Source organism: Marisediminicola antarctica (genome assembly GCF_009930795.1).
Lineage (GTDB): Bacteria > Actinomycetota > Actinomycetes > Actinomycetales > Microbacteriaceae > Marisediminicola > Marisediminicola antarctica.
Genome location: NZ_CP017146.1, coordinates 431,738 through 448,763, shown reverse-complemented (window position 1 = coordinate 448,763; position 17,026 = coordinate 431,738). Strand labels below are relative to the sequence as shown.

General features: G+C 68.4%; 14 protein-coding genes. 2 read left to right on the top strand and 12 right to left on the bottom strand.

All coding sequences use genetic code 11. The features are described 5' to 3' along the window. From BHD05_RS02120 to BHD05_RS02090, 7 genes are all read right to left on the bottom strand, one after another. On the bottom strand, nucleotides 1-891 hold the full coding sequence (locus BHD05_RS02120) for a metal ABC transporter permease (RefSeq protein ID WP_161884956.1): 891 nt from the start codon (nucleotides 889-891) through the stop codon (nucleotides 1-3). Further along, complete coding sequence (locus tag BHD05_RS02115; protein ID WP_161887306.1) at nucleotides 891-1,655, bottom strand: metal ABC transporter ATP-binding protein; 765 nt, start codon at nucleotides 1,653-1,655, stop codon at nucleotides 891-893. The genes BHD05_RS02120 and BHD05_RS02115 overlap by 1 nt, the downstream gene beginning before the upstream one ends. Nucleotides 1,656-1,801: 146 nt before the next feature. Beyond that, on the bottom strand, nucleotides 1,802-2,788 hold the full coding sequence (locus BHD05_RS02110; protein WP_161884955.1) for a metal ABC transporter solute-binding protein, Zn/Mn family: 987 nt from the start codon (nucleotides 2,786-2,788) through the stop codon (nucleotides 1,802-1,804). An 81-nt stretch (nucleotides 2,789-2,869) separates the two neighbouring features. Next, complete coding sequence (locus BHD05_RS02105; RefSeq protein ID WP_161884954.1) at nucleotides 2,870-4,240, bottom strand: dihydrolipoamide acetyltransferase family protein; 1,371 nt, start codon at nucleotides 4,238-4,240, stop codon at nucleotides 2,870-2,872. A 19-nt stretch (nucleotides 4,241-4,259) separates the two neighbouring features. After that, entirely contained in the window at nucleotides 4,260-5,183 is a 924-nt protein-coding gene (locus BHD05_RS02100) for an alpha-ketoacid dehydrogenase subunit beta (RefSeq protein ID WP_236966720.1), read from the bottom strand. Nucleotides 5,184-5,323: 140 nt separating this feature from the next. Beyond that, complete coding sequence (locus tag BHD05_RS02095) at nucleotides 5,324-6,421, bottom strand: thiamine pyrophosphate-dependent dehydrogenase E1 component subunit alpha (protein WP_161887305.1); 1,098 nt, start codon at nucleotides 6,419-6,421, stop codon at nucleotides 5,324-5,326. Between the two features lie 95 nt (nucleotides 6,422-6,516). After that, nucleotides 6,517-7,629, bottom strand: a complete 1,113-nt coding sequence (locus tag BHD05_RS02090) for a histidinol-phosphate transaminase (RefSeq protein WP_236966616.1) — start codon at nucleotides 7,627-7,629, stop codon at nucleotides 6,517-6,519. A 151-nt stretch (nucleotides 7,630-7,780) separates the two neighbouring features. On the opposite strand from BHD05_RS02090, the gene BHD05_RS02085 reads away from it, so the two are divergent. Continuing rightward, on the top strand, nucleotides 7,781-8,188 hold the full coding sequence (locus BHD05_RS02085; protein ID WP_161884952.1) for a phage holin family protein: 408 nt from the start codon (nucleotides 7,781-7,783) through the stop codon (nucleotides 8,186-8,188). Between the two features lie 401 nt (nucleotides 8,189-8,589). Continuing rightward, nucleotides 8,590-10,515 carry an HNH endonuclease signature motif containing protein gene (locus BHD05_RS02080; RefSeq protein WP_161884951.1) on the top strand — a complete coding sequence of 642 codons (1,926 nt, stop codon included), beginning with the start codon at nucleotides 8,590-8,592 and terminating at the stop codon, nucleotides 10,513-10,515. Nucleotides 10,516-10,921: 406 nt separating this feature from the next. On the opposite strand, the gene BHD05_RS02075 is transcribed toward BHD05_RS02080, so the two are convergent. The 5 genes from BHD05_RS02075 to BHD05_RS02055 all read right to left on the bottom strand — a co-directional run bounded on the left by BHD05_RS02075 (nucleotide 10,922) and on the right by BHD05_RS02055 (nucleotide 16,976). Continuing rightward, entirely contained in the window at nucleotides 10,922-12,358 is a 1,437-nt protein-coding gene (locus BHD05_RS02075) for an ABC transporter ATP-binding protein (protein ID WP_161884950.1), read from the bottom strand. Further along, nucleotides 12,355-13,980, bottom strand: coding sequence for an ABC transporter permease (locus BHD05_RS02070; protein WP_202614269.1), 1,626 nt, complete (start codon nucleotides 13,978-13,980; stop codon nucleotides 12,355-12,357). Before BHD05_RS02070 ends, BHD05_RS02075 begins: the two co-directional genes overlap by 4 nt. A gap of 104 nt (nucleotides 13,981-14,084) precedes the next feature. After that, nucleotides 14,085-15,140: an iron ABC transporter substrate-binding protein gene (locus tag BHD05_RS02065; RefSeq protein ID WP_161884949.1), complete on the bottom strand. Its 1,056-nt coding sequence runs from the start codon at nucleotides 15,138-15,140 to the stop codon at nucleotides 14,085-14,087. A 107-nt stretch (nucleotides 15,141-15,247) separates the two neighbouring features. Then, entirely contained in the window at nucleotides 15,248-16,672 is a 1,425-nt protein-coding gene (locus tag BHD05_RS02060) for a hypothetical protein (RefSeq protein ID WP_161884948.1), read from the bottom strand. After that, nucleotides 16,662-16,976, bottom strand: coding sequence for a hypothetical protein (locus tag BHD05_RS02055; RefSeq protein ID WP_161884947.1), 315 nt, complete (start codon nucleotides 16,974-16,976; stop codon nucleotides 16,662-16,664). Before BHD05_RS02055 ends, BHD05_RS02060 begins: the two co-directional genes overlap by 11 nt. Nucleotides 16,977-17,026: the final 50 nt, after the last annotated feature.

Here is a 17,026-nt window from a genome sequence, read left to right as displayed (position 1 = left end):
CTAACGCGGCAGCACCGCGGCGCTCGTCCCGGCGAACACGACACCGGACGGTTCTCCCGAGCGTCTCGCCTTCGGCATCCGGGCCCCGACGATGCGGCAGACGACGTAGATGAGGAACGAGATCGTGGTGACGAACGGGCTGATCGGCAGGCCGCCACCGAGCGCGAGGAGGATGCCGCCGACCATCGCCACGACTGCGAACACGACGCTGAGCAGCGGTGTGAGCAGCGGTGACGAGGTCACGCGCATCGCGGCGGCCGCCGGTGTCACGAGGAGCGCCATCACGAGCAGGGCCCCGACCACCTGGATCGACACTGCGACCGCGAGGCCGAGCAGGATCATGAAGGCGACCGACAGCGCCCTGACGGGCAGGCCGCGCGCCCTGGCGACATCCGCGTCCACGCTCGCGAAGGTCAGCGGACGCCACATGATCATGAGCCCGATGACGACGAGCACCGAAATGCCGATCAACAGGCCGAGCTGCTCGTTGTCGACGGAGACGATCTGCCCGGTGAGCAGGCCGAACTTGTTGGCGCTGCGCCCCTCATAGAGGGCGAGGAACAGGATGCCGAGGCCGAGGCCGAACGGCATGAGCACGGCGATGATCGAGTTGCGTTCCCTCGCCCGTACGCCCAGCACGCCGATCAGCAGCGCGGCCAGGAGCGATCCAATCGTCGACCCGATCACGACGTTGGCACCGAGCAGAAGGGCGGCCGCGGCCCCCGCAAAGGAGAGCTCGCTGATGCCGTGCACCGCGAACGGCAGGTCGCGCATCATCACGAAGACGCCGATGAGGCCACCGACGACACCCAGGAGGGCGCCGGCGTAGATCGAGTTCTGCACGAGCAGGAGCAGTTCGCCATAGTTGGAGAAGTCGAAGATGTCGCCCATCAGTGGTGTCCCTCTCCCACGTGGTGGAGGTCGTGGTCGTGCGCCCCATAGCCGTCGGGGGCACCCACGACGATGATCCGGCCGCGGCTGCGAATGACCTCGACGGGGGTGTCGTACATGTACGAGAGCACCTCGCTGCGCATGACCTCGTCGGGGGTCCCGATGCGGAACATCCCGCCGGCGAGGTAGAGCACCCGGTCGACCATGGAGAGGATCGGGTTCACGTCGTGCGTCACGAAAACCACCGCAGTGTTGAGCTCGCGGCGCTTGGAATCGATGAGCTCACTCACGGCACGCTGGTGGTTGAGGTCGAGTGACAGCAGCGGCTCGTCGCAGAGCAGGATTCGCGGATTGCCCGCGATGGCCTGACCGACCCGGACGCGCTGCTGCTCGCCTCCCGAGAGCGTCGCGACCGGGACGTTCGCGAATGCGGTGGCCCCGACCGAGTCGAGGATCGAGTCGACCCGCTCGCGCAGCGCCCGGGTCGAGAGCGGCAGTCCCCACTGGTGTCCATTGATGCCGAGGGCGACGAGGTCTCGGGCGCGGAGCGGCGTGCCGTCGTCGAGGAGCTTCTGCTGGGGAATGTAGCCGATGTTCCGACTGCCGCGGGCGACTGGCCCGCCAAGCAGTTCAATGGTGCCGGAGGTGAGCGACTGCTGGCCGAGGATCGTCTTGAGCAGGCTGGTCTTGCCGGTGCCGTTCGGGCCGAGCACCGCGAGGAACTCGCCAGCCTTCAGCTCGAGGTTGAGGCCCTTCCAGAGCATGCGGTCGTCGAACGCGAGGGTCGCCGATCGCAGGCTCAGTACCGAGGGCGAGGTGTCGGGGAACACGGATTCCTTCTGTCACCGCGCTGCTCGGAGTGGTCGCGGCGCGTGTTGATTGTCGTTATCAGTATGGGGTATCGGAGCGCTCAACCGAGGGCATCGGCCAGGGCATCCAGGTTGTCGGTCATCCAGCCGATGTAGTCGGCGCCTTCGGGCATGGTCTCGGAGAACGAGACAACGGCGACACCGGCCTCCTCGGCCGCCCCCCGCACCTGCTCGGTCTCCGGGCCGGTCGTCTGCTCGTTGTACGCGAGCAGGCTGACGCTGCCGGCAGAGAAGAGCGCCAGGGTCTCCTGCAACACCGCGGGAGGAACGTCGGCACCCTCCTCGAAGGCCTCCGAGAAGGCATCCGGGGTCAGGTTCACCAGCCCGATCTCCTCGAGGAGGTAGGCGGGCACCGGTTCGGTGACCGCGACACCGTTGCCCTCGACGCTGACGCGAAGCTCGGCGGCTCGCTCCTCGAGCAGCGCGAGGTCGCCCACGAAGGCCTCGTAGTTCTCGACATAGGCGGTCTCGTTGGCGGGGTCGAAGTCGCCGAACTCGTCGGCGAGGGCCTTCGCGAGGTTCTCCATCGCATGGAAGCTGTACCAGACGTGCTCGTTGAAGCCCTCGACGTGAGCGTGGGCGTCGGCATCGGCATCGGCATCGGCATCGGCATCGGTCGCATGGTCGTCGCCCTGATCCTCGTCGCCGTCGAGCAGCCCGGATACCTCCGACGCGGTCACGACGACTCGCTCGGAAGTTGCGATGCCCGCGAGGAGTGTGTCGATGAACGGGTCGTATCCCCCGCCGTTCTCGATCACCAGGTCTGCCTTGGCGAGGGCGAGCTGGTCGCGGGCGGATGCTTCGTAGCTGTGCGGATCCTGCGCCTGGCCGGTGATGATGCTCGTGACGTCGACGAGGTCGCCGCCCACACGGGAGGCGATGTCGCCGTAGACGTTGGTGGAGGCGACGACCTGCAGCAGGTCGACGTCGGTCGTGGGCGAACCGCTCGGCGACGCGCATCCGGCGAGGACGAGCGAGCTGGCGGCGACTGAGCTGAGGAGCAGTCCGGTCGAGAGTTTCGGGCGCATGGGGTGAGCTTTCCAACGGGGCTAATGAGTGTCGTTATCAACTATAGCGCGAAGAAACGCTCCGGCAAGGCCGAGGAGGCGTCAGTCGAGAAGCAGCGCCGGTTCCTCGATGATGCTCGCGACGTCGGCCAGGAAGCGGCTCGCGACGTCCCCGTCGACGACGCGGTGGTCGAAGCTCGCGCCCAGGGTCGTCACGAATCGCGGCCGAACCTCGCCGTCGACGACCCATGGCTTCTGCTTGATCGTGCCGAGGGCCACGATGGCGACCTCGTCGGAGTTGAGAATCGGGGTGCCGGTATCCATGCCGAAGACGCCGATATTGGTGATCGTGATGGTTCCGCCCGCCATCGCCGACGGCTGGGTCCTGCCCTCGCGCGCGGTGATGGTCAGCTGCTCGATCGCCCGGGCGAGCTCGATCAGGGGGAGGTCCTGGGCCTCCTTGATGTTCGGCACGATGAGTCCGCGCGGGGTCGCCGCCGCGATGCCGAAGTTTACGTAGTGCTTGACGACGATCTCCTCGTCGGTCCACTGCGCGTTGGCCGTTGGATTGCGACGCACCGCCCAGATCATCGCCTTCGCCATGATGAGCAGCGGCGAGACCTTGACGCCCGCGAAGTCGGGGGAGTTCTTGAGTCGCTTGACGAATTCCATCGTGCGCGTGGCGTCGACATCGACGAACAGGCTCACGTGCGGCGCGGAGAAGGCGCTGGAGACCATCGTCGAGGCGATCGCCTTGCGCACGCCCTTCACCGGAATGCGCTCCTCGCGGTCCGTCGCCCACTGGGGCGTCTCGATGTTGCGGAACAGGCTCGCCTGTGAGGCCTCGCGCACGACGTCGTCGCGCGTGATCTCGCCGGCCAGGCCCGTCGCGGTGACGGTGGCGAGGTCAACGCCAAGGTCCTTCGCGAGTTTGCGGATCGGCGGCTTGGCGATGATCGCCGAGGCGGATGCCGCGGGTACCGAGCTCGGCCGGGCGGCAGCACGGGTCGGGGGTGCGTCGGCGGCCGACTGGCGGTTGCGGCGGGGTGCGACGTGGCCCTTGATGCCGTAGCCGACGAGCACCGCACCCGGCTTGTCGTCGTCGGCGGCGATGCTCGCGGCCGTGTCGGCGATGGTCTCCGTCGCGTCGTTGGACGGGGCGGGCGCGGCGGCAGGCGCGGCAGCGCTGGCGGGCGCCGCATCCGGGGTCGCATCCGGGGTCGCCGGCGCACCGGCATCCGACACGGAGATGATCGCCGTGCCGATGTCGACCATCGTCCCCTCCTCGACGAGGAGCTTGGTCACAACACCGGCGAACGGCGACGGCAGCTCGACGAGCGACTTGGCGGTCTCGATCTCGACGAGCACCTGGTTGACGGTCACGGTGTCGCCCTCGGCGACCTTCCACGCGACGATCTCGGCCTCGGTCAGGCCCTCGCCGACGTCGGGGAGGTTGAATTCACGGCTGCTCATGTTGACTGTCTTTCCGTACCTAGTAGGCCATGGCCCGGTCGACCGCTTCGAGCACGCGGTCAGCGTCGGGCAGGTAGATCGTCTCGAGCCCCGCAGGCGGGAAAGGGGCGTCGAAGCCCGATACCCGCAGCACGGGTGCCTCAAGGGAGTAGAAGGCGGCTTCGGTCACGGTCGCCGCGATCTCCGACGAGACGCTCACGAAACCGGGCGCCTCGGAGGCCACGACGAGCCGGCCGGTCTTGCGCACCGACGCGATGATGGGGGAGTAGTCGATGGGAGAGAGGGAGCGCAGGTCGATGACCTCGACGCTCGTGCCCTCGGACGCGGCGAGCTCCGCCGCCTGCAGCAGCACCGTCACCATCGCGCCGTGGCCGACGAGGGTCACCTCGCTGCCTGTGCGCACGACCCGGCTCGTGTGAAGCGGAGCTGCGCTGCCGGTGAGATCGACCGGACCCTTGTGCCAGTAGCGGCTCTTCGGCTCGAAGAACATCACCGGATCGTTCGAACGACACGCTTCCTGGATCATCCAATAGGCGTCGTTCGGGGTTGAGGGGCTCACGAGGCGCAGGCCGGGGGTATGGGCGAAGTACGCCTCCGGGCTCTCCTGGTGGTGCTCGACCGCGCCGATGTGCCCGCCGTAGGGAACGCGGATGACGACCGGCATCTGCACCTGGCCCTCGTGCCGGTTGGTCATCTTGGCGAGCTGCGAGGTGATCTGGTCGAAGCCGGGGAAGATGAAACCATCGAACTGGATCTCGCACACGGGCCGGTAGCCGCGCATCGCGAGCCCGATCGCCGTTCCGATGATGCCGGACTCGGCGAGGGGCGTGTCGAGCACGCGCTTCTCGCCGAATTCGGCCTGAAGTCCCTCGGTGACCCGGAAGACGCCGCCGAGCGGGCCGATGTCCTCCCCCATCAGGAGAACCTTGCTGTCGTCGCCCATCGCCTTGCGCAGACCTGCGTTGATGGCTTTCGCGAGGGGCAGCTCCGCCGTTCCCGCTGCCTTGCGAGCCGGGCGGGGCGCTTCTCCGTCGCGAGATCCCGCGTGGTGCGGCGCGTCGGTATTCGTGATGAGGTGTTCGCTCATGAGTCCGATCCCATCGATGCCTCGTAGTTCTCGAGCCACTGCTTCTGCGCCGCGATCACCGGGTGCGGGTCCGAGTACACGTGGTCGAACATCTTGTCGGTAGACGGGATGCCGAGCTCGTAGGTGCGGGTACGGATGTCGGCAGCGAAGTCCTCCGCCTCCTCGTCGACCGCGGCGAAGAAGGCGTCGCCCTCGCCGCGCGACCTCAGCCAGGTCTCGAAGCGCGTGATCGGGTCGCGAGCGATCCAGGACTGCAGCTCGGCATCCGTCCGGTACTTCGTGGGGTCGTCCGACGACGTGTGCGCGCCGACGCGGTAGGTCAGCGCCTCGATGAATCGGGGTCCGGCGCCGCTGCGAGCCTCGTCGAGATTCTTCGCCGTCACGGCGAAGCTCGCGAGAACGTCGTTGCCGTCGACCTGCACGCCCGGGATACCGAAGCCGCTGGCGCGTTGCACAAGCGGCACCCGCGACTGCACGCTCACCGGCACGGAGATGGCCCAGTGGTTGTTCTGCAGGAAGAAGACCTGGGGGGTCTGGTAGCTCGCCGCGAACACGAGCGCCTCGTTGAGGTCACCCTGGCTCGTCGCACCGTCACCGAAGTAGACCATGACGGCCTCGTCCTTGTCGGGGTCGCCCGTCGCGTGCAACCCGTCGAGGGCGATGCCCATCGCGTAGCCGGTGGCGTGCAGCGTCTGTGAGGCGATAACGAGGGTATAGAGGTGGAAGTTCTTCGACTCGGCCGGGTTCCAGCCGCCGTGCGTCGTTCCGCGCAGCAAACCGATGATTCCCAGCACGTCGACGCCACGCACCATGGCGACGGCGTGCTCGCGGTACGCCGGGAAGATGTGGTCGTGGTCGCGTGCAGCCCGGGCGGAGCCGACCTGGGCGGCCTCCTGCCCCATGCTCGGCACCCAGAGTCCGAGCTGGCCCTGGCGCTGCAGGTTCGCGGCCTCGATGTCGAAGCGGCGGATGACGACCATGTCGCGGTGGAACTGGCGCAGCTCGTCGTCGCTGAGCTTCTCAATGTACGGGAGGTACTCCTCAGCGGTGGCGCCGCTCTGCATGACGCCATCGGCGGAGAGCAGCTGCACCATCTCGACGGATTCTGCCACGGTGACCTCGCAGTCCTATTAGTTCCCTGGGCTGTGCGCAGTGGAGTCCGGTCGTCGGGAGGACCGACGTCAAGGTTCTAATCTAGCCCGGTCCGGGCATGCGCCGTTGGTAGGTTCTGCACAACCTCTTCGGCCGCGGCTAGGAGTTTGCCCACAGATTCGGCCTCTCCGATCGATACCCGCAGCCCGTCGCTGCCAAGTGCGCGGACGACGATCCCGTGCTTGAGGAAGATTTCGGCGGCGGCGGCGGTGTGCTCGCCGGTCGCGAACCAGACGAAGTTGCCCTGCGGATGCGGGATGCTCCAGCCCTGCTCGAGGAGGGCCCGCCAGACCTCGTCGCGCAGCGCCGAGATGCGCGCGACCCGCTCGAGCAGGAACTCCTCGTTGTCGAGGGCGGCGATCGCCGCCCTCTGCGCGGGCTCGATCACCGAGAGCGGGATCGCCGCGGTGCGTGCGGCGTCAAGCACGTAGGCCGGGCCGATGGCGTAGCCGAACCTCAGCCCGGCAAGTCCATACGCCTTGGAGAAGGTGCGGAGCACGACGAGGTTCGGGTAATCGTCGAGGAGGCCGATGCCCGATACCGCAGTGGGGTCGGTCACGAATTCCGCGTACGCCTCGTCGAGCACGACGAGCACGTTGCGCGGCACGGTCCCCATGAAGTCCGCGAACGCATCCGCCGACACCGCAGCGCCGGTGGGGTTGTTGGGGGAGCAGACGAGGATCAGGCGGGTGCGCCCAGTCACCGCCGCGGCCATCGCGGCGAGGTCGTGGCTGCCGTCGGACTCGTCGATCGGCACTGTCACGCTCGTCGCACCCGCCACCGTGACGAGACCGGGATAGGCCTCGAAGGAGCGCCAGGCGTAGACGACCTCGTCGCCGGATCCTGCGGCGGCCTGGATCAGCTGGGCCAGAATCGCAACGGACCCGGCCCCGACGTGCACCGACTCGATATCGACGCCGTGGCGCTGCGCGATGCGGGCGCGCACGGCGCTCGCGCTGCCATCCGGATACCGATTGATGGACGATTCGGCGATCGCCTCGAGGATCGCGTCGATCGGCTCGAACGGGTTCTCGTTCGATGAGAGCTTGAAGGCCTCGTCGGGCGCCGGTTTGCCCTGTCGGTAGGCGGCCAGGGCGACGATCTCCGGCCGCAGTTGAACCGGGGGCTGGTCGCGGTCACGGGAGATCACCGTCCGATTCTAGGGTGGGCGCCTGTGCGGTTCTTCGCCATCGCTGTGGACGCCACGGGGCGGCTTTGCGTGCTCGCTGCGGGGCCGCATTGCGCGCTCACCCCCGCGCGGCTCTTTTGCACCGGTGCCAGAGCACGGGCATCATTGCTAGATGAGAAGATTCCTGGTCAGGCTCGTCATCAACGCGATCGCCCTCTGGCTCACCACACTCATCGTGGCCGGCGTGAGGGTCGTCGCCTACGAGCCGGGCGACACCACCGCGAGCGTGCTCACGTTTTTGATGGTCGCCCTGGTCTTCGGAATCGTGAATAGCGTGATCGGTAATTTTGTTCGCATCGTCGCATTCCCTCTCTACATCCTCACGCTGGGTCTCATCGCGCTGATTGTGAACGGACTCCTACTCCTGCTCGTCGAGTGGATCAGTTCGCTGATCGGCTTCGGCCTCGAAGTCGATGGATTCTGGTGGGGCGTGCTCGGTGCGCTCGTACTGGCCCTGATCAGTTGGATCATCGGCATCATCGTGCGCCCCATCGTCGGGCGTGACGAGTTGCGCCGCTAGACGCCGCGGCGGCTCCACGGCCGGCTGCTCGTGCGGCTGCTCGCGGTCGCTCCTCGCGGCCTGCCCCTCGCGGTCGTCTGCTTGCGGCCGTCTGCTTGCGGCCTGCTGCTTGCGGCCTGCTCCTTGCTACCGGTCCTCACAGCCGGCTCGCCGCGGTCAGCTCATCGCGGTCAGCCCCTTGCTGCCGATCCTCACAGCCAGCTCGCCGCGGTCGCGTCTTCTTGGCCGCTCGTCGTGACCCGGTCTTCTCCTGCACAGGGTCTTCTCCTGCACAGGGTCTTCTCCTGCGCAGGGTCTTCTCCTGCACAGGGTCCTCTCCTGCACAGCCCTTGTGGGAAGATTCTTATCCCCATCAGCCATTTCCTCCTTCGAAAGTGTGTTCGAAGTGGGAGAATTGTGGCATGGAACAGCTCCCGAACACCCTCCGCGACACGGCCGACACCGTCGCCGGCCTCGGGGCGTGCGCGGGGGAGTTCACGGCCCTGGATGATGCGTCCCTGTTCGCCGCGCAACGCTCGGTCAGCGCGCTGCGTCGAGCGGTGGACACCTACGCGGCGTGGATCGCGGCGGCGATCGCGAAGCACTCCGACCGGGCCCTGGGCCATGCCGGGCTGGCGATCAGTGCCGGGTTCGTCAGCGCGGAGGCGTTGATCCAATCGATCTCCGGCAGCACCAGGGCCGAGGCCGCGAAACTGGTCCAGATCGGCACCCTGCTCGCCGAGACCGAAGCCGCCGAAGCCCTCGCCGCCGCCGATCCCACCGCCACCGGCGGCACGCCCACCGCTGGTGCGCCGACCGCTGGTGCGCCGGTGTCCGATCCGGGCTCCCCGGCCAGCCCGGGGCCAGCCACCGACCCGGCCTGGACTGTGGATCCGCGCTTCCCGGTCGGGATGCCGGTATGGCAGGCGCCAATCGCGCGGGCGGTCGCCGCCGGGCTCCTCTCCCTCGATGGAGCCGAAGCAATCCGGCGCGGGTTGGGCGGGATCGATGACGCCGTCACCGCCGAGCAGCTCACCGCCGCCGCGGAACACCTCATCACCGCCATCAACCCCAGCAACCCCAGCAACCCCAGCAACCCCGGTAACCCCGGTAACCCCGGTAACCCCGGTAGTGCCGGCGCCGGTCGGGTGCTGGGTGCGGACGAGGTGCAACGCCTCGCCCGGCGGTTGCGGGACGAGCTCGACAGCGACGGCATCCGCCGGCGGGAGAAGGAGCAGTACGACCTGCGCGCGGTGCGCAAATGGCGCACCGCTGACGGCATGCACCACGGCATCTGGCACCTGCACCCCGAAGACGGCGCCCTGCTCGACTCGGCCCTGTCCACGATCCTCTCCCCGCGACGCGGCGGACCCCGATTCATCGATCCGGAAGAGAAAGCCAAAGCCCAGAAACTGGTCGAGGACCCCCGCACCGACGAGCAGATCCTCGCCGACGCCCTGATCGGCATGATCCGCATCGCCACCGACGCCGACCCCGGCACCATGTTCGGCTCCCGCCGCCCCGCCGTCCGACTCATCATCACCAAAAAAGACCTCACCACCAACACCACACCCACCACTGGCACAAGCACCGACGCGAGCACCGGCACCGGCTTCATCGCCGCCACCCGCGTCAGCACGCCGACCAGCACCAGCACCGGCACCGGCACCGGAGTGGCGACCGAAACCGGCACCAATGCCAGCACCAGCACCAGCACCAGCACCAGCACCAGCACCGCGAGCGTCCCCGGCGACCGCACCCCAGACGTCGACCCGCTCGCGCTCCCGGCATCGCCGGCCCTCACGCCACAGCCATCTCAATCCCTGCAACCACTCCCACCCCAGCCACCCCCGCCACCCCCGCTGCCGCTGCTGCCCGGGATCAGCGCCGACCACGGATGGATCGAGGGAACCCTCGACCCGATCTCAATCGAGACCATCCAGCGCAACCTCTGCGACACCGGACACATCCCCGTCCTATTCGACGACGACGGCCAATGCCTCAACGTCGGCCACACCAAACGCCACTTCACCGCCCGCCAACGCATCGCCCTCGCCACCCGCGACGGAGGCTGCATGTTCCCCTCCTGCGACCGACCCCCCTCCTGGTGCGAAGCCCACCACATCAAACACTGGGACAGAGACAACGGACCCACCAACATCGACAACGGAATCCTCCTCTGCCGCAGACACCACCTCCTCCTCCACGACAACCACTGGGAAATCACCAACACCAACAACAACTACTGGCTCCAACCACCCACAACCATCGACCCCACCCAAACCCTCATCCCACTCCCCAGCAAAACACCCACCATCACCACCATCACCAGAAAAAAAGCCAGCTGACCGCAACCTGCGGCGAGGTCAACCGGACGAGAACAGAAAGTACGCGACCGAATTACCCGACGAAAGGATCAACGTGAATACCGAAGTGCCAGCCGGCTTGGCCTCGATTGCTCGCGCACCCCCTAGGAGCAGCGTCAGGGTGGATCGACGGCCCGCGGACCGGACTTCACGCACATCCCACACCGGCGATCACGGACGGCGGAGCTAAGCGCCGCTTCAGTGTCCGTTTTCGAGCGATCTCCGTCCGGGATGACGCGGTTGACGCCCTCACCTACGCGTCGAACTTGCTGCCGCACGGCCGTTGCAGCATCAGCTCCTGCACACGCACTGAACCGCGCTTAGTCAGCTCAGGCAGCGCGGACAGCGCAGCAAGCACAGGGCGAACCCCGATCAGTGCGAAGCCCGATCAGTCGCCAGCGCGCGGATATGCCAGTACTCGACCACGCACCTCGACCGTGACCTCGGCACCGACCGGGAGAAGGCCCGAGGCCGCCACCCGAGCCATGCAGCTCGTTCCGCTCTGAAGCGAGAGCTCGAGCAGCGCGTCGTGGCCTGTGTAGGTCACCGCCGTGACGGTCGCACGAAGTCCTTGGGCAAGCACCGATCCATCGATCGACGTCAGCTCGAGCTGTTCCGGACGAACGAGCACAGTGACTGGGGTGTCGTCGACCGGTCCCGCAGGTGCGCCCGCACGCGTCGGAGTGCCCGGTCGCGTCGGTGCGACAGCGCGGTTCGAGGCTGTCTCTCCAACACCCGCCGCTCCACGGGTAGCCCCACCAGCACCAGCACAAGCACCAGCACCAGCCGCACCAGGGCCAACATCCTCCGCAGCTGCCGCCGCACCCGCGGGGAACACGATCATCGGGGCCGTCTCCCCAGAGCGGCGAATCTCGCTCCGGAGTTGCCTGTCGTGCCGCACTCCGCTCTCGTCGTACGCGAGCGCGCCCCGCGCGACCGCACCCTCGTCCAGATCCGCCCCCTCGTCCAGGGTTAGACGCGAGGAAGCACCGTTCGCAGGATTCCCGCGGGTGCCGGCCGCCGGCATCCACTCCGCCTCCAACGACCCGAGTGCACCGACAACCGAGCCCGAACGCCACAGGCCGGGCAGGAACACCGATTCCCCGACGAACGTCGCGACCCACGGTGTCGCGGGCCGATCGTATATCTCGGGCGGAGTTCCGAACTGCAGAATTTCGCCATCACGCATCACCGCGACATAGTCCGCGATCGAGAGTGCCTCGGCCTGGTCGTGTGTGACGAGAATGCCGGTCATCCCCTCGGCGGCGAGCAGTGCCCGCACCTCGGTGCGCAGCTCGCCACGAAGAAGAGGGTCCAGCGCACCGAACGGCTCGTCCATCAGCACGACCTCTGGCCCCGACGCGAGAGCTCGAGCGAGCGCCACGCGCTGCGCCTGGCCTCCGGACAGCTGCGCCGGCGACCGATCGGCGAGCGCCGAGAGCCCGACCATGGAGAGCAGGTGGCGCACCCGTTCTTCGCCCGCCGCCCGGCGCGCCGCGCGACGTCCGCCGCCGAGGCCGAAGGCGATGTTCTCGGCAACGGTCAGGTGCGGGAAGAGCGCCGCGTCCTGCGGAACCCAGCCGATCCTCCGCTTCTCCGGCGCCAGGTGGATGCCGTGTGTCGTGACCATCCGCTGACCCAACCGCACCTCGCCGGACCGTGCCCGGATGAGGCCCGCGATCGTGCGCAGAAGCGTGGTCTTGCCGCATCCGCTCGGCCCCACAATCGCCACGAGCGACCCATTCGGGACTTCGAGGGAGATGCCGCGCAGCACCGGTTCCACGCCGTAACCGACGACGACGTTGCGCATCGAAAGCCGACTCATGATGCTGTCCCGTCCACTCGTCCGCGGCCGGCTCCTGAGAGGAGGAACGCGGGAACTGCCGCCACGAGAATGAGCGCGGCCGCGTAGGGCGCAGCCGCACCGTAGGCGGAGACGTCGGTGCGCGACCAGAGTTCGATCGCGAGGGTATCCGTTCCGGTCGGGCGCAAGAGGAGCGTCGCCGGCAGCTCCTTCATCGCTGTGACCGCGACGAGCAGCGCCCCGGCGAAGATACCCGGCCGGGCGAGCCGCGCGGTGACGAACCACCAGGTCTGCAGCTGACCGTAACCGAGTGTCCGGGAGACATCCTCGAGCGAGGTGGGCACCTGGGCCGTGGCACTCCGGATCGCGCCGATCGCCTTGGGCATGAACAGCACCCCGTAGGCGAACGCGAGCACGAAACCGGTCTGGTAGAGCGCGGGCATCACCGAGAGCGAGAAGAACACGAGCGAAAGTCCCACCACGATGCCGGGCAGGCCGAGGGCGAGATAGCCGAGCGACTCGATCAGGCGCACGAGCCGGCCACGGTACCTGGCTGCCAGCGCACCGATCGGCAGCGCAAGGATCACCGCGATCACGGCGCCGCCGATCGACAGCGCCAGCGTATTGAGGATCGCCTGGCCAAGCTCGACAGGATCGAGCGCCCGCAGCGTCTCCGCCTCGAACAGCCGCGCGAAGAGCACCGCCACCGGCAGCCCGACCGCGAGAGCCGGAACGACGGAGAGCAGGGCGATCGACGGTACGGTCCAGTGGCCGAGGTTGACGATGCGGTGGCGAGCCACGCCGGTCACGGCCCCGAACCGGCGGCGGGCACGACCGCGCGCCGTCTGCTCCGCGATCACAATGATCATCGCGAGAAGCACGAGCACGGTCGCGAGAATCGCCGCGTAGTTGCGGTTGAAGCTCGCCCCGTACGCCTGCTGGATCGCCGTGGTCAACACGGGGAAGCGCAAGAGCGCGACTGCACCGAACTCCGAGAGCACGTAGAGGCACACGAGCAGCGCTCCCGCGAGTGTCGCCGGCCGGATCTGCGGCCACGTGCCGAGCCAGAAGGCGTGCCAGGCGCTACGCCCGAGAGTGCGGGCGACGTCGTCGAGTCCCGTGGTCCCCGCTCGCAGCGCCGCCATCACCGGCAGGGTCACGTAGGGGGTCGAGACGAGGGTCAGCACGAGCCAGGATGCCCCGAATCCCTGCATTCCCGGCACCGCGGCGAGCCAGCCGTAGGCGGCCAGGTAGGAGGGAACCGCGAGCGGGAGCGCGGCGAGCACCGTCCACATCCCCCGCAAACGCAGCCGGGTGCGGGCGAGCAGGAACGCGGTCGGCACTCCGACCAGCACGCAGGTGGCGGTGACCGCTGCCGCGAGGCTCACGGTGTTGAGCAGCAGCTGCGGCACCCGGGGGCGCCCGAGCACCGTTACGGCATCCTCGAGTCCGCTCGATCCGACTCGAACGAGGAGGTAGACGAGCGGAATGGATGCGATGGCGCATGCGACGAGGGCGAGTAGCAGCAGCATCCGTGGCGGCCGTCGCCCGACCGTCTCGCGAATCGGCTCGACCGCGATCGACGCGGCCGCGATCGACTCGACTCCGAGGTCGGCGACCCGTTCATCGACTCGCTGTTGCATCCGACTCCTGCTGATGGGTGGGGCACGCGGCGCGGCGGGCCGCGTCGGTGCCGGGGGTGGTCGTGCTGCGCGGCCGGTTCAATGACAGCGCAGCGCGACCTTCCTTAAAGAAGACCGTACTGTGCGAGCAGCTCCTGAGTGATTTCGAGGGATTCGAGGTCGCTGAGGTCGAGCTGGGGGTTGACGAGGCTCTCCAGTTCCGGGAGGCCCTCAGGTGCGGCAACGCCCGGGAGCAGCGGGTACTCGTAGGTGTTCTCGACGAAGAACTGCTGCGCCTTCTCGGAGACGAGGTACTCGATGAACGCGAGTGCGTCCGGGTCGCCTTCGGCTCCGGCGAGGATCGCCGCGCCCGTGACGTTGACCATGCCGCCGGCGTCGCCGGGCAGGAACTTGAGCTGTGCCCGCATCCCGTCGGCTCCGACCTCGGCCGCATCCTCGTACCAGTAGTAGTGGTTGATGAGAGCGAGGTCGAGCTGGCCGCTGTTGACCAGGTCGAGGGTCGCGCCGTTCTTCTCGGTGAGCACGGGCGAATTCTTGCTGATGCCTTCGACCCACGCCTCGGCATCCTCTTCGCCCTCGAGCACGCGAAGCGCGGTGACGAACGACTGGAAGCTCGCGTTTCCGGGCGGGAAGCCAACCCGGCCGCTCCACTTGGGGTCGGTCAGCTCTTCGACGCCATCGGGAATCTCGTCCTCGCTGAGCTTCTCTGTGTCGTAGGCGATCACGCGGGCGCGGCCGGTGACGCCGATCCAGCTGTCGTCCTCCGACGTGAACCCGGCTGGGATGAGGTCGGCGAACTCGGCCGGGATCTTGCTCACGAGGTCGGCGTTCGCGAGCGAGCCGAGGGCTCCGGCGTCCTGCGAGAGGAATACCTGGGCGGGCGAGTTGTCGCCCTCCTCGAGCAGGAGAGCGTTGAGCTCGGGGCTCGACCCGTAGCGGGCGCTGACCTCGATGCCGGTGTCTTCGGTGAATTGCTCGATGAGCGGTGCGATGAGCGCCTCGTCGCGGCCAGCGTAGAGGGTGAGCTCGCCGTCGCTCTCGATCGCCGCATCGTTCGGCGCGGCCGGTTCGGTGTCACTGGCGGGCGCGCAGCCAGCCACAGTCAGGGCGAGGGCGGTGACGCCCGCGGAGAGAATGAGGCCGCGGCGGAGAGTGCGCATTGAGGGTGTCCTTTTCTGATACTTAGGTTAGGCAAGCCTATCTTACCGGAAGGCCCGGCCCAGAGCGAACTGCGGGACGGATGCCGGCGCCCGCCGGGCACCACCCGTCACGGCGCGCGCCACGCCCGGTACCAGGTCGTCTCGACCCGCTCGGCCCCGCGGCCGACCGCGTCGAACTCGGCGCCGGCTGCCAGCAGACGCCTCTCGTTCGCTGCATCGATGAACTTGGCCGTCGCGCGATAGTGCTCGGCGGCATGCGCGGGTACGGCGAGCTCGGGCGGGGGAGGACCGTCGGAAAATACCTCCCGCCGGACGAGCACGGGGTCCGCTCTCGCCCACGTGCCGCCGAGCGCCGGAACGAGATCGTCGGTGTGCTCCACCGCGACCCACGGGACATCCCGCGGCACGTCGACCTGCCCGCTCGGGGCCCCGAGCGTGAACAGGGCCCGCACGTCGTAGTCCCCCGATGCCGCGAGCTGGGCAGCCACGAGTCCGCCCTGCGAGTAGCCGGTGACGACGAGCGGCGACTGCGCCCCGACGCCCGCGTGGTTCAACACGTCGGCCACCGCCCGGTAGGCGCCGGAGGGCTCACCGGAGAGGGCGGAGATGTTGCTGGTGAGGTCCCACGGTTCCGTTCCGCTCGTCGGGGAGAAGTCGGCTGTGCCGCCGAGGTAGACCTCGAAGCGATCGGGCTGCCCCGGTGCGCTGTACTGGTCGATGCGAACCTGCGCGCGGCCGCTCGGCACGCGGGCGGCCCGGTCGGCGAAGCCATCGGCCCGCGTCGACGTGCCACGGGCAACCGGGGCAATCCTGATGGGGGTCTCCCGGAGGGCACCGACGACCGACGCTCCGGCCGCGACCGCGCCCACGGTGGTGTCAATGCCAAGAATTCCGATCCCGTCGTCGCCGAGCATCCGGACGACGGGGAGGGGAAGCCCCGCGGCTCCGGCTGCGAACTCGTCCACACTCACGATCGAGACGCGGGCGAACTGCACGAACCGCGGATCGCTCAGAATCGCCCGCTGCCCCACCCCCCATCGCTCGGCGGCGTCGGTGCCCCGCCGAGTCGCGTCCGGGATGACGGTGCTCGCCACGGCGTAGGCGAGCGCCGCCCTCGAGCTGGCCACGAGCAGCCCCGGCGCCAGCACGAGACCCAACCGCGCCGCGAGAAACCCAAGGCCAGCAGCGAAGTCTCCCGCGAGCCGTTCGCCGAGCGCCGCCAACGCCGACTCCCCGGCACCGTAGACGTTGGCGCTCAGCTGCAGCCCGGCCGCGAGGTGTCCGGTGCGCACGACAGCCAGACCGAGGAGCGCGCGGGCGTCGTCTATTCCTCGCGCCGCCTGCTCGAGCGCCGGCCGACAGTCGGCGGTCCCCGGCAGTCGGGACGCCGCTGCGGCATCCATCGCACCGAGGGTGCGCACGCACTCCTCGAGGTTTCTCTCGAGTCGCTCCAGCCGCTGCGCCTGGGCGAACAGCGTGACCGTCGCCACCGCGATCGATCCACCGCCGCCCACCACCAGGTCATCCGACATGACCCGCGAGTGTGTCGATCGCCCGGCGGGTGTCAGCCAGCGCCACGTCCACGGATGCCTGCGCCGACGAAATCGTGCGGTGCAGCTCATCAAGCCCCGCGTCGTAGAGCCGGCGGGCCGGACCTGCCCACTCCGACTCGACTCCCGACGGCGCGAGTGCTCGGGCCCGATCTATTCGAGAGCGCATGACCGCGAGGGCCGCCGCCTGCTCCTCGAGCATCCGGCTTGCGATCATCACCGATAGCGCCCACGGATCGGAGTCGGACCCCTGCGGCATTTTCTCCTCGGCTTTCGTTGGCGACACCGGCTCTCGAGACACCCTGCGGCACCACGGCCCCGCCCTGCCACGCGCCA